Source organism: Leifsonia sp. 10L418 (genome assembly GCF_056395445.1).
In genome coordinates this window covers 92,916-105,458 of record NZ_JBFTJN010000001.1, presented here as the reverse complement: position 1 = coordinate 105,458, position 12,543 = coordinate 92,916, and the positions used below count along the sequence as shown (strand labels likewise).

Annotated in this window: 12 protein-coding genes; 10 read left to right on the top strand and 2 right to left on the bottom strand. The window is 64.9% G+C overall.

The annotated features are described in order from the left end of the window. Positions 1 to 2 precede the first annotated feature (2 nt). The 7 genes from AC1DCF_RS00465 (at position 3) to AC1DCF_RS00435 (ending at position 4,785) form a co-directional block, all read left to right on the top strand. Entirely contained in the window at positions 3 to 575 is a 573-nt protein-coding gene (locus AC1DCF_RS00465; RefSeq protein WP_441790421.1) for a YceD family protein, read from the top strand. A gap of 2 nt (positions 576 to 577) precedes the next feature. Continuing rightward, positions 578 to 781 (top strand): 50S ribosomal protein L32, encoded by a 204-nt coding sequence (rpmF, locus tag AC1DCF_RS00460; RefSeq protein ID WP_345063222.1) that lies wholly within the window; start codon positions 578 to 580, stop codon positions 779 to 781. A gap of 24 nt (positions 782 to 805) precedes the next feature. Then, a complete protein-coding gene (gene rnc / locus AC1DCF_RS00455) occupies positions 806 to 1,498 on the top strand; it encodes a ribonuclease III (RefSeq protein ID WP_441790422.1) in 693 nt (230 codons plus the stop codon). An 8-nt stretch (positions 1,499 to 1,506) separates the two neighbouring features. Beyond that, positions 1,507 to 2,418 carry a bifunctional DNA-formamidopyrimidine glycosylase/DNA-(apurinic or apyrimidinic site) lyase gene (gene mutM, locus AC1DCF_RS00450; RefSeq protein WP_477209299.1) on the top strand — a complete coding sequence of 304 codons (912 nt, stop codon included), beginning with the start codon at positions 1,507 to 1,509 and terminating at the stop codon, positions 2,416 to 2,418. 188 nt (positions 2,419 to 2,606) lie between these two features. Beyond that, the gene (locus AC1DCF_RS00445) at positions 2,607 to 3,038 is read left to right on the top strand and encodes a GntR family transcriptional regulator (protein WP_477209298.1); all 432 of its coding nucleotides are present in this window, start codon (positions 2,607 to 2,609) and stop codon (positions 3,036 to 3,038) included. After that, positions 3,035 to 3,970: an ABC transporter ATP-binding protein gene (locus tag AC1DCF_RS00440; protein ID WP_477209297.1), complete on the top strand. Its 936-nt coding sequence runs from the start codon at positions 3,035 to 3,037 to the stop codon at positions 3,968 to 3,970. Before AC1DCF_RS00445 ends, AC1DCF_RS00440 begins: the two co-directional genes overlap by 4 nt. Beyond that, positions 3,967 to 4,785: a hypothetical protein gene (locus AC1DCF_RS00435; protein WP_477209296.1), complete on the top strand. Its 819-nt coding sequence runs from the start codon at positions 3,967 to 3,969 to the stop codon at positions 4,783 to 4,785. Before AC1DCF_RS00440 ends, AC1DCF_RS00435 begins: the two co-directional genes overlap by 4 nt. A 13-nt stretch (positions 4,786 to 4,798) precedes the next feature. On the opposite strand, the gene AC1DCF_RS00430 is transcribed toward AC1DCF_RS00435, so the two are convergent. Further along, entirely contained in the window at positions 4,799 to 5,875 is a 1,077-nt protein-coding gene (locus AC1DCF_RS00430; protein WP_477209295.1) for a GNAT family N-acetyltransferase, read from the bottom strand. A 136-nt stretch (positions 5,876 to 6,011) separates the two neighbouring features. On the opposite strand from AC1DCF_RS00430, the gene smc reads away from it, so the two are divergent. After that, positions 6,012 to 9,578, top strand: a complete 3,567-nt coding sequence (smc, locus tag AC1DCF_RS00425) for a chromosome segregation protein SMC (protein WP_477209294.1) — start codon at positions 6,012 to 6,014, stop codon at positions 9,576 to 9,578. Between the two features lie 12 nt (positions 9,579 to 9,590). Here smc and AC1DCF_RS00420 read toward each other — a convergent pair whose 3' ends face one another. Beyond that, complete coding sequence (locus AC1DCF_RS00420) at positions 9,591 to 10,970, bottom strand: FAD-binding oxidoreductase (RefSeq protein WP_477209293.1); 1,380 nt, start codon at positions 10,968 to 10,970, stop codon at positions 9,591 to 9,593. A gap of 125 nt (positions 10,971 to 11,095) precedes the next feature. On the opposite strand from AC1DCF_RS00420, the gene ftsY reads away from it, so the two are divergent. Both ftsY and AC1DCF_RS00410 read left to right on the top strand, forming a co-directional pair. Then, complete coding sequence (ftsY, locus tag AC1DCF_RS00415; RefSeq protein ID WP_441790429.1) at positions 11,096 to 11,971, top strand: signal recognition particle-docking protein FtsY; 876 nt, start codon at positions 11,096 to 11,098, stop codon at positions 11,969 to 11,971. A gap of 8 nt (positions 11,972 to 11,979) precedes the next feature. Next, a complete protein-coding gene (locus AC1DCF_RS00410) occupies positions 11,980 to 12,483 on the top strand; it encodes a DUF2004 domain-containing protein (RefSeq protein ID WP_441790430.1) in 504 nt (167 codons plus the stop codon). Positions 12,484 to 12,543: the final 60 nt, after the last annotated feature.

Sequence of the window (12,543 nt, the reverse complement as noted above, 5' to 3'; positions counted from 1 at the left end):
TCGTGACCAAGTTCAAGAAAACGCCATACACGGTCGAAGTGCGTGACCTCATCAATCGGCCAGGCTCGATGCACGAGCGCCACCTCGATCTCGTGGTTCCAGAAGACCTCGGTGAAGGACTCGTGTCCGTTAAAGCCGGCTCAATCATGGCCACCGACCTGCGCCTGGAAACGATCCACGACGGCATTCTGGTGACCGCAGATCTGTCTGCACAGGCATCCGGAATCTGCGGCCGATGCCTGATTGACATCGAGTTCCCGCGTCAAGTTCATTTTCAGGAGCTTTTCGCGTACTCTTTAGACGAAGCTTTTGAGTTTGAAGTTCAAGATGACCACGTGGATCTTGAACCTCTGATCAGGGATGCAGTGGTTTTGTCACTGCCTTTCCAGCCGGTTTGCCGGCGGGATTGCCCAGGTCTCGACATGGAGACCGGGCAGCGGCTTGCCGAATCCCCGGTACTTGAACCGAAAGAAGTGCGCGACCCCCGGTGGTCCGCGCTTGCGGGATTCCAAGCCTTCGAAGACATCGGCACGGATGAAGACATTCATGCTGAAACAGATAGAGAAGAGAAGTAGTCATGGCAGTTCCGAAGCGGAAGCAGTCACGAAGCAACACCCACGCGCGTCGTTCACAGTGGAAGGCCGAGGCCCCCACGCTGGTCAAGACGCTCGAAAACGGCAAGGTCACCTACAGCCTCCCGCACCGTGCCAAGGTTGTCGAAGACTCCGCAGGCACCCCGCTGTTCATGGAGTACAAGGGCCGCAAGGTCGCCGACGTTTAGTCGATACTTTTCGGTATACCAGTCATGACCGGTATGCAGGCCGAGGGCTCGTCGCTCCAGACGACCCTCGGTGTGTCGATTAACCCGCAACTTTTGGAGCTCGCGCTCACACACCGGTCTTACGCCTATGAACATGGCGGAATTCCGACCAACGAGCGACTCGAGTTTCTGGGCGATTCAATTCTCGGGCAGGCCGTCACGGTCATGCTGTACCGGGATTACCCTCATCTCGATGAGGGCGATCTCGCCAAGCGCCGGGCGAGTCTCGTCTCGAGTGCTGCGTTGGCCGAGGTCGCGCGGAGCATTGGTCTCGGCCAATACATCCGCTTGGGTCGCGGGGAAATGCTCACCGGCGGTAACGAGAAGGCGTCGATCCTTGCCGACACCGTCGAGGCTCTCATCGGTGCCGTTTACCTCGATTCCGGGGTCGACGTCTCGACTGAACTCGTCATGCGTCTGATCGCGCCTTTGAAGGCCGATCCGACGCGGTTCGGCGCTTCGATGGACCCCAAGACGACGCTGCAGGAACTCGCGGCCCATCGTGGTGCCGGTGTACCCGTTTACACCATCACCGAGAGCGGACCCGACCACTCGAAGGTCTTCGTGGCCACGGTCACCGTCGGGTCACTGGTCAGCGCTGAGGGTCACGGAACCAGCAAGAAGCACGCTGAGATGGCCGCGGCTCTCGAAGCCTGCGCCCTCCTCGGTCGCAACTGAGGCCACGCGTGCCCGAACTGCCCGAAGTCGAGGTCGTGCGCGCCGGAATCGAACCGGCGGTCACCGGGGCCGTCATTGCCGGCGTCGAGATCTTCGAGCCCCGATCGCTTCGTCGGCATACCGGGAGCAGCGAATCCTTCGTGAACGCCCTCGAGGGACAGCGCGTGCACGCCGCGGTGAGGCGGGGCAAGTTTCTCTGGCTCCCGCTCGCCTCCGGTCAGGCCCTGGTCATGCACCTGGGGATGAGTGGCCAAGTGCTGCTTCGAAACCCGGGCGCCGAGGGTGACCGGATGCTGCGCATCCGTCTGCACCTCGATCATCCCGACCATGGTGAGCTCTGGCTCAACTTCGTCGACCAGCGCATCTTCGGCAGCATGGCTGTCGACACGATGCTGCCCACCCGCGATGGGTTCGTCGGCGGATTCAGTGGTGATGCCACCACGCCGGGGGAGTGGGCGCACCTCATCCCGTCGCAGGTGGCGCACATTGCACGCGACCCGCTCGATCCGGCCTTCTCCGCCGCCGGCTTCGGACTCGCGCTCTCCCGCAAGAACACAGGCATCAAGCGTGCCCTTCTCGATCAGGCTCTCGTCAGCGGGATCGGAAATATCTATGCCGACGAGGCGTTGTTCGCTGCCCGACTTCACTATGCCCAGCCGGCGAGCTCGCTGTCACGCCCGAAGGTGACCCGGCTGCTGGCCGCCGTGCGCGAGATTCTCGGCAAGGCGCTCGTCGAGGGCGGAACGAGCTTCGACGCCCAATACGTGAATGTGAACGGGGAGTCCGGCTACTTCTCGCACAGCCTCAACGCCTACGGGCAGCACGGAACGCCGTGCCCGCGTTGCGGCACGATTCTCGTGCGCGAGTCGTTCATGAATCGTTCCTCGCACTTCTGTCCGCGCTGCCAGCGTCTGCGCTGACGCGCGCCCGGACTGACCCGCGCCTGGGCGAGCTCGCCCCCGATGGCTTCTGCGCCGCGCGGGCTGAAAACCGCGACGCGCGTTGAGCTCGTCGCGCGTCGCGGTTTTCGACGCGCGCGACGGATTTCTCGGCGACCCTTGACATCCGCGAGCGTAGATGGTTGGTTAGTTACGCAAGTAACTAACCAATGAACCATCTTCACCCAGAGAGCGGGCCAGCGTTGATCGAAGAAGGCAAGCCGATCTTCGTTCAGATCGCCGAACAGATCGAGAACGACATTATCGAGGGTGTGATTCTCGAAGAGAGTCAAGTGCCCTCGACCAACGAGTTCGCGGCGTTCTATCGCATCAACCCCGCCACGGCGGGCAAGGGCGTCAACCGCCTGGTCGAAGACGGCATCCTCTACAAGAAACGGGGAATCGGAATGTTCGTGGCCACCGGCGCGCGTCAACGACTCGTCACTACACGCACCGACGAGTTTCCGGGCCGTTACCTCCGGCCGCTGCTCGACGAAGCAGCAAAGCTCGGCATCTCACCGAACCAGGTGGCCGAGATGATCCAGAACAGCCCGACGCTGACCTCGAGCAGCGCGACACAGAAAGAAGCGATGTCCTCATGAGCATGACAAACCCTCCCGCCGTGCGCGTTGACGGCCTGACCAAGCAATTCGGTCGGTTTACCGCGGTCGACAACGTGAGTTTCGACGTCGAAGCGAACAAGATCTACGGTCTGCTCGGGCGAAACGGCGCCGGAAAGACCACGGTGATGCAGATGCTCACCGGTCAGCAGTTCGCGACGAGCGGGCGCATCTCGGTGTTCGGTGAAGAACCCGTCGAGAATTCACGGGTGTTGCAGCAGATCTGTTTCATCAAAGAGAGCCAGAAGTATCCGGAGCAGTACAAGGTGAAGCACGTGCTGAAAAGCGCGCCGTGGTTCTTCTCGAACTGGGACGCGGACTTCGCCGCCCAACTTGTCGACGACTTCCGGGTACCGCTGAATCGCGAACTCAAGAAGGTCTCGCGCGGCCAGCTCTCGGCCGTCGGGGTCATCGTCGGACTCGCCTCCCGCGCACCGCTCACGTTCTTCGACGAGCCCTACCTCGGCCTGGATGCCGTCGCGCGCCAGATCTTCTACGACCGCCTGCTCGAGGATTATGCCGAGCACCCGCGCACCATCATCCTTTCCACTCATCTCATCGACGAGGTGAGCAATCTGCTTGAGCATGTGCTGCTCATCGATGAGGGACGCATCCTGCTCGATCAGGACGCCGACGAGTTGCGCGGCAGCGCCAGCACCGTCGTCGGGCGCGCCAGCGATGTCGACGCGTTCATCGTCGGCCGTGACGTGCTGCATCGCGAGCGTATCGGCGGGTTGGCCTCAGCAACGGTCGGCGGTCTGAACAGCGAGGATCACCGCCGTGCCTCCGCGGCCGGAGTCGAACTCGGCCCGGTCTCCCTGCAGCAGCTGATTGTTCGATTGACGACAGGGCCGAGCGGCGTTGCCGCGCGCGACGGCTCACGCACCACCGCAGATTGGAGCGCCTCAGCATGACCACAACATCCACCCCCGTACCGTCAGACCTGAGGGAGACACCGAGCATGAGCGATCCGGTCGTGACGGCACCACAGCATTCCTTCGTGACGCGAATGTGGAGCGTGGTGCGGATGCACCTCGTCGACCGCCGCACCTACATCGGGATTCCCTGGCTCATCGTTGCATTCGCCTTTGTGATTTCGATCATCATCTCGAACATCATCGGCTTCGCCACCGGGAACGGGCTCGGTGGTGTGGAAGCGACGGAGAACCAGCGCTACAGCTGGGCCGTGCTCGCACCGCAGTGGTACCTCATCGTCGTGGCCGTGCAGTCGATCGCGTTCGGATTTCCGTTCGCCCTCGGCTTCAGCGTGACGCGGCGGGAGTTCTATCTCGGTACCTCACTCTTGTTCGTGCTGATTTCCGCCTTCAACGCCGTGGCCTTCACCCTGCTGACCCAGATCGAGCAGCTCACGAACGGCTGGTTCATCGGCACCTACATGTTCAACGCCCTCTGGTTCGGGCAAAGCGGGTGGTACGTCGACCTGCTCGCCTTCTTCGTGATGCAGATGCTCGTCTTCTTCGTCGGCGCATCCGTGGCGACCATCTACATGCGCTGGCGGATGCCCGGAATGCTCGTCTTCTGGGTCTCGTTCGCCCTGGTTCTTCTCGGCAGTATCGCCCTGATCACGTACACCAGCAGCTGGCCCATGGTCGGAACCTGGTTCGTGGCGCAAGGCACGGCCGGCATCTTCGCATGGCTCCTGATTCCGACGGCGTTCGCGGCCCTCGGCGGCTTCCTGGCACTGCGCCGGGCGACCCCGAAGAATTAGTTCAGCGGATGGGTTACGAGGCGACCCGCTTCCACGCCCCCTCGTAACCCATCGGCACGAACCCCAGCTCCTCGTTGACCCGCAGCATGTGCCGGTTTTCCTCGGCGTTGAACGTGGTCACGGCTGGTCGGCCCGGATGCCGCATAGCCAGTTGATGCAGATTCGCCAGCTTGACCAGCATCCCGAGGCCGTGTCCGCGATGCCCACGCAACACCAGGGTGGACTCCTGGCTCACACTGCGATCGGTGTCCGGTGGAACCGACAGCTCGGTGAAGCCGACGAGGCGTCCCGACGGACGATGCTCGACGGCCGCGGTCAGAAGCGTGCGCGGGCTCGCCCGATGTTTCTCTTCGTAGGTAACGAGGCGCTCGACGCTCCACACGTCTTCCGGCTCGTTCAATCCGGCCGACGGCGCGTCGGTGCTCATCCGCGTGTACAGCACCGCGACATCCGTTCGCCAGCGTGACGGCGTCATCCCTTCCCAGATGTGAACCCGGTATTCGGCTCCTGAAGTGCGCGATGCAACGCTGAACCGCTCGGCGAGCGCGACGGGGTCGAGGGGCAGGGCCAAGCGGCTTCCGCGTTCGATTTGCTCGAGCTGGTAGCCGCGGCCGAGCAGAAACCTCACCTCGGGATTCGCCCGGGGCACGGATCCGAATCCGGTCGGTGCCGCCAGGCGATCACCGGGGCCGTCGGGGGAGACCGTGTAGACGTACTGGGTGGTGCGTCCCTCGGCGACGGCGACACCCTCCACGTGGGCGGCGAGCGCGGAACCGATTCCGTGACGCCGCCAGTCCCGATGCACCGACAGTGACAGCCAGACGCAGTCGTCGCCTCCCTCGGCCTGGGCGTCGGTCCGGGCGCCGGCGACGATCTGATCACCGACTCTGACGGCATAGAGGCGCCGCGGGTCGTACTCCTGGTGGTGATAACCGGGAAGGAGCTCTTCGGGGGTGAAGGTTAACTCGTCGGAGCCGTAACCCTCGGCCTCGACTGCGTTCTGCAGCTCGAGGGATGCGGCGAAATCCGCCCAACCGGATGCCCCTGGCCGTGACGGTATCGGCAACTCTTCGATGGTGAACGAGACCATAGCGTGACAGCGTAGCCCGGCGGGGGAGCGGACACTACCCGTTCGGCGGAACACGACGCGCACTTCAGGGCCCACCGGCCCTCTGTCGGGTACCGTTGACTTGCACCCCAGCACACCAGAGGAAAGGGCGAGCGCGTTGTACCTGAAGAGTCTCACCCTCAAGGGTTTCAAATCGTTTGCCCAATCGACCACATTCGCCTTCGAGCAAGGGGTGACCTGTGTGGTCGGCCCCAACGGCTCCGGCAAGTCGAACGTCGTCGACGCACTCGCCTGGGTGATGGGGGAGCAGGGCGTGAAAACGCTGCGCGGCGGAAAGATGGAAGACGTCATCTTCGCCGGCACCTCCACACGCGGACCGCTCGGTCGCGCCGAGGTGACGCTCACCATTGACAATGCCGACGGCGCCTTGCCCATCGACTACTCGGAAGTCACGATTTCCCGCACCCTGTTCCGCAACGGCGGCAGCGAGTATGCGATCAACGGCCAGACCTGCCGTCTTTTGGATGTGCAGGAACTGCTGAGTGATTCCGGACTCGGCCGTGAGATGCACGTCATCGTCGGGCAGGGGCAACTCGACGCGGTTCTGCATGCCAGCCCGGAGGACCGCCGCGGGTTCATCGAAGAGGCAGCGGGCATTCTCAAGCACCGGCGCCGCAAGGAGAAAACCCTCCGCAAGCTCGACGCGATGCAGACGAACCTCACCCGGTTGAATGACCTGGCGGGCGAGCTGCGCCGGCAACTCAAGCCCCTCGGTGCGCAGGCCGAAGTGGCCCGCACAGCACAAGGAATCGCCGCGGTGGTGCGGGATGCGCGCGCACGCCTGCTCGCCGATGATGTTGTCACCCTCCGCACGGCCCTCGACACCCACGGTCGCACAGAGAGCGAACGGCACTCCGAACGAATCGTGCTGCAGGATCAGCTCGAACAGAAGCAGGCGCGCGTGCAGCGGCTGGAACAGGCGCAGATCGGCGACGCCGTCGACGCCGCACGCCGCACGAGTTTCGGCCTCGAGTCGGTGCAAGAACGTCTGCGCGGTCTCTACACACTGGCCAACCAGCGCCTGGCCCTGCTCGGCTCTGAAACCCCGGCGCAGGACCGCGGTCCCGGCGTCACGTCGGCCATGCTGCAGGATGCCGCCGACGAGATCGATCGGCTCCGCGCCGGCATCGCCACGGCGGAGGCGGGCTGGATCGACGCCCAAACCGAGACCGTGACCGTACGCCGCCGATTGGACGCGGTCGACGAGGAGATCGCCGCCCAGGCGCTCCGCGTCTCCGCTCACGACCTCGAGGTGTCCAAGCTGAGCGGGCAAGCCGATTCGGCTGCCTCGCACCTGGCCGCCGTGCGGGGTGAGGTGTTGCGCCAGCAGAACGCGCTCGATGCCGCAGAGGCCAGGCGCCAGGCCGCCCAGGAGCGCATCACCGAACTTGAGACTGCGGCGAACAACGCCTCGGCCGAGGCCGGCGACGCCGACGTCGCCGAACTCGCCGAACGCGCCAACGCGGCGATCGTGACCGTCGAGGCCGACATTGAACGCCTCCGCGAAACGGTGCACGCCGCAGAGCGTGAACGGGACGCCCTGGCTGCGCGCCGCAGCGCCCTGTCGCTTGCGCTCGACCAGAAAGACGGTTCCTCCGCCGTCATCGCCGCCGGGCTCGCGGGTATCCGCGGGCTGGTCGCCGAGCACATTCACGTGCAGCCGGGCTTCGAAGCGGCGATTGCCGCAGCACTCGGCACACTGGCGGACGCCGTGCTCGCTGAGACGCGCACTGCCGCATTCGAGGCCGTCGAGCACGCCGGGGATGCCGACCTGGGCCGGGTCGACCTGATCGTCGCTGAGGCGAACGGTGCGCGCGGCTCGTCATCGATCGCGGACGAACTGCCGGCTCTTCCTGGTCTTGTTTCGGCGAACTCCGTCGTCGACGCCCCGGAAGGGGTTCGGGGGATCCTGGCGACCACACTGATCGCCGCCGACCTCGCCGCGGCCCGTGCCGCCTACCCGCAGCTGGGTGCGGCACTCGCCGCCGCGGGAAGCACGACCCCGATCACGCTGATCACCCGGTCGGGAGACGTGCTGACCGACTACCTGTTGCGCGGGGGTTCCGGGGCGAAACAGAGCAAACTCGAATTGATCGCCGAGCGCGACGCCGCCGCAGACAAGCTAGAGGCGGTGCTGCACGACATCGAACGTGAGCGATTCGAATTGGCCGAGCAGCGCACGCTTCTTCAGTCCCACAAACAGCAGTCCGCGACGGCAGAGAGTGCGCTTCGCGAATCCGAAGCGCGTCGGTCAGCGCACACCGCAACGCTCAGCCGCGCCGTCGTGCAGATCGAGGCGTCGACCGCCGAATTCGACCGGCTGTCGGCGGGCCTGGCTCTCGCGAGCGTCGCGGTCGCCGAGGCCGAAATGGCCGTCGCTGCGGCTCAATCCGAACGTGAAGTTGCCCAGTCGCGCCCGCGACCGATCCTCGACGTCAGCACCCGCGACGCCCTTTATGCCGAACTTGAGGCGGCCCGCGAACGCGAGATCGAGGCACGGTTGCAGGTTGAAACGTCACGCGAACGGGTCACGGCCGCCGAGGCACACCGTGAATCGCTGACGAAGCAGCGGGAGGCGGACCGCACCGCTGCCGAAGAAGCGGCCAGGCGCGCGGTCATCCGCCGTCGTCAGGTGGATGCCGCGACCGGCGTCGCCGAGGCGCTGCCCGCCGTTCTCGCCTCGGTCGACGCATCGGTGGCGGAAGCACGAGTGCGGCTGACGAATGCTGAAGCCGAGCGCAGCAGCCAGAACCAAGAACTCGTCGCCCTCCGCTCGGAAGAATCGGCGCTTCGCAATCGGCTGCAGGCGATCACCGAGAACGTGCACGGCCTCGAGTTGCAGATCTATGAGAAGAAGCTGCATCTCTCCAGCCTGCTCGAACGGGCCGAGAGCGAACTGGGCCTCGTCGAAGCGGTGCTGGTCGGCGAGTACGGTCCCGACCAACTGATTCCCGCCGCTGATCCGGCGGATGCCGACGCGTCGCCGACCCCGTTCGATCGGGACGAACAGCGGAAGCGCCTCGCCGATGCCGAACGCAAATTCGCCCAACTCGGCCGGGTGAACCCGCTCGCGCTCGAAGAATTCGCAGCACTCGAACAACGACACCTGTTCCTGACCGAGCAACTGGCCGACCTGACGAAGACCCGGGCCGATCTGTTGACCATCATCGACGACATCGACGGCAAGATGGAGGTCATCTTCGCCAGCGCGTTCGACGACACGAAGGCGGCGTTCGCCCAGGTCTTCCCCGTGCTGTTCCCCGGCGGCACCGGCAGCATCTGGCTGACCGACCCCGACAATATGCTGACCACCGGCATCGAAGTCTCGGTCAAGCCGGCCGGCAAGAAGATCGAGCGGCTCTCCTTGCTCTCCGGCGGCGAGCGTTCACTCGCGGCAGTGGCGCTCCTGATCGCGATCTTCAAGGCCCGGCCCAGCCCGTTCTACATCATGGACGAGGTCGAGGCAGCCCTCGACGACGCCAACCTCGGCCGTTTGCTCACCATTTTCGAGGACCTTCGTGAGACGAGTCAGCTGATCGTGATCACGCACCAGAAGCGCACGATGGAGATCGCCGACGCGCTCTACGGGGTGTCGATGCGTCAGGATGGCGTGTCAGCGGTCGTCGGTCAGCGTCTTGCGCGCGACGAAGAGCAGGCGTCGTAGAGAGCTCGGTGGTTATGCCGGCAACCCCCGGTTGCTGCGGATGACGTCGTGCGGGTCGACGCGCCGCTTGATCTCGGCCAGACGTGCCAGGTCAGCCTCGCCATAGGCATCCGCCAATCCCTGACCATGCGTGAGGAACGTCGGCACCGTCAACTGCACGGTGCGTCCGGCCACGGCCTCGTCCAGCGGTTCGAAGAGGGCGTCGGGGTCGAGAGCGGCCGTCGGATCCATGATGATGGCTGCGGCGAACACCGTGTACCGGGCATCAAGGTGGCCGACTACTGCCGTTGCGTCGCGGTCGGAGCGGGCGATGGCGCCGCCGAGCGGCCGGAATGAGAGCAAAGTCAAGCCGGCCGGGCTTGCCGCACGGAAGCCGGCGGCAATGTCGGCCAACACCGATCCCGATGTATCGCTCAGGGTCGCGGCCCAATCGAGCGCCCCGCTCGGGTCGGTGGGTTCAGCGGCGACCTCTCCGAGCTGACCGATCGTGAACGGCCGGGTCATGTTGGCGACCGGCGTGACGCCCTCGACGAGCTGTGCGATCAGCGCGGCGCCGGCAGCGGCCGATCCGACGAAGACGACATCGACGGTGGCGAAGGTCTGCCCGCGCATCGGCTCCGGTACGAATGGGGCGTCAGGCATGTTGATGAGGCCGACAAGGAGGGACAGCTCGTCGGGCGCGGTGCGAATGACGGCATCGGCCAGCTCGAAGACGGCCTCGGCGGTCACGCCCGGGAAGATGATCTTGCCACCGAACAGGTCGGGTGCTTCAAAAAGGTCGATCTCCAGCGTCGTCACGACGCCGAACAATCCGCCTCCGCCGCGGAGAGCCCACAACAACTCCGGGTCGCTCTCCGCGGTCACCCTGCGCAGCTCGCCCGAGGCATCGACGAGTTCGACGGCACGGATCGAATGAGCGGCGAGTCCCTTCCACCGACTGAACCAGGAGTGACCGCCCGAGAGCAGGTACCCGGCCACACTGACGTCGGGGTTCGTTCCGGCCAGCGCGATCAGTCCTGTTCCTTCGAGCGAGGGAAGGAACGTGCCCCAGAGCACGCCGGCGCCGACACGCGCGTAGCGCTCCTCGACGTGGATCGTCACCTCATCGAACGCGGTCGGGCGCAACAGAATGCACCCTGCCAGGTCGCCGTTCGCTCCATGCCCGCGCGGTTGCACCGAGACATCCAGACCCGTGGCGTGTGCGGCCTTCAAGATGTGGCCGATGTCTTCCACATGGTTCGGCGTGACGACGGCGGCAGGTTGCTGATCGATCGCGAGATTCCATGCGGCCCGAGCCTCATCCCAGGTTGCCTGTCCCGGACGAATCACCGTGCCGTCGAGAAGTTCGGCGAGCTCGTCAAAAGCCGATTCGTGGTGGGAGGTGAACGTCATGACGTGGCCTTTCATCGTGGGTGAATGGAGGTTCGTCGGCTGAGATTCGCAGTCGGCACCCCGGAGCATAACCAGGCACTCCCGTCGGCGCCAGCCCCCCGGTTCCGGGGCCGTAGGCTAGAGCCATGGCAGATCGCACCCCCTGGTCACTTTCCGGCGCCCTGCGCGGCATGTTCGCGAAGAAGACAATCGACGCAGAGACCTGGGACGACCTCGAGGATGCCCTGCTCCGCGCGGACTTCGGCCCCGATGTCACCGACGCAGTCGTGGCCGACCTGCGGGCCAAGGTCGCCAAGTACAACACGACCGACCCGGCCGACCTGCAGCGGATGCTGCGCGAAGGCATCGAAGAGCGCCTCGCCCGGTTGAACCCGACGCTGACCCTCAGCGATCGCCCTGCCGTCGTGCTCGTCGTTGGCGTGAACGGGGTCGGCAAGACGACCACGATCGGCAAGTTCGCCAAGTTCCTGCGCACGCACGGCCGCACCGTGCTGATCGGCGCGGCCGACACATTCCGCGCCGCGGCCGTCGAACAACTGGCCACCTGGGCCGAACGCGCCGGCGCCGAGATCGTGAAGCCGCAGGCGCAGGGCCAAGACCCGGCATCCGTCGCCTTCCAGACCGTGGAGCGGGCCAAGGCGGAGGGTTTCGAGATCGTCATCATCGACACCGCCGGCCGTCTGCAGACCAAAGGCGGTCTGATGGATGAACTCACCAAGATTCGCCGGGTGCTCGAGAAACAGGCGCCGATCGCCGAGGTGCTTCTCGTGCTCGACGCGACAACCGGTCAGAACGGGCTCGCCCAGGCCGAGGCCTTCATCGAGCACGCCGGAGTGACCGGCCTCGTTCTGACAAAGCTTGACGGCTCGGCCAAGGGCGGTTTCGTTCTGGCCGTGCAGGAGAAGACCGGCATCCCCATCAAGCTTGTCGGCCAGGGCGAGGGAATCAACGACCTCACCGGCTTCACCCCTCACGTATTTGCACAGAAACTCGTCGGATAGGACCCCTCATGACCATCGAACACGACTTCTTCGGTGTACTCGGCAGCGACAGAGCCGGCGACATCCACTGGTCTGAAACCGCCGAACTCGGCGACCAGAACGTCGACATTGATTTGAATGCTCCCGACGAGGAGTCGGTGAAGGTTGAGAACCTCGATATCGCCGCCGCGATGATCAGCTCCCTCGAAGACTTGGACTCGCAGGCCCGTGAGTCGCTCGTCGCCGATTTGAGCAAGGAAAACTCGAAGACCGCGCTGTACATCGAGCAGTCGATCGATGAGCTCGGCCCCGAGGCGCTCTCCGACGCGCTCATTTGGGGCTCTGGCGACCAGCAGATCGATTTCTTGCGTTCTCTGCGCCTGCAGCGCATCGGTTTCCACCCGCACAACAGCGGCAGCGAAGAACACTTCGCCGTGCTGGACTACTCGATCAGTCCGCACGAGACCGACACCCTGCTCATCGTTGCGCTCGACGTCAACGGAGACACGGTGTCGGTGGAGATCGACGACTAGTCGAGGCCGCCACGCCCGCCTGTGCGCGGCCTGTGCGATTGTGACCAGCAAGACCGGTTA

Bases quoted from the DNA above. Each gene is read 5' to 3' on its own strand.
- AC1DCF_RS00440 (WP_477209297.1), top strand. From the start codon at position 3,035: ATGAGCATGACAAACCCTCCCGCCGTGCGCGTTGACGGCCTGACCAAG.
- AC1DCF_RS00435 (WP_477209296.1), top strand. From the start codon at position 3,967: ATGACCACAACATCCACCCCCGTACCGTCAGACCTGAGGGAGACACCG.
- AC1DCF_RS00420 (WP_477209293.1), bottom strand. From the start codon at position 10,970: ATGACGTTCACCTCCCACCACGAATCGGCTTTTGACGAGCTCGCCGAA.
- AC1DCF_RS00430 (WP_477209295.1), bottom strand. From the start codon at position 5,875: ATGGTCTCGTTCACCATCGAAGAGTTGCCGATACCGTCACGGCCAGGG.
- rpmF (WP_345063222.1), top strand. From the start codon at position 578: ATGGCAGTTCCGAAGCGGAAGCAGTCACGAAGCAACACCCACGCGCGT.
- AC1DCF_RS00445 (WP_477209298.1), top strand. From the start codon at position 2,607: ATGAACCATCTTCACCCAGAGAGCGGGCCAGCGTTGATCGAAGAAGGC.
- AC1DCF_RS00410 (WP_441790430.1), top strand. From the start codon at position 11,980: ATGACCATCGAACACGACTTCTTCGGTGTACTCGGCAGCGACAGAGCC.
- ftsY (WP_441790429.1), top strand. From the start codon at position 11,096: ATGGCAGATCGCACCCCCTGGTCACTTTCCGGCGCCCTGCGCGGCATG.
- rnc (WP_441790422.1), top strand. From the start codon at position 806: ATGACCGGTATGCAGGCCGAGGGCTCGTCGCTCCAGACGACCCTCGGT.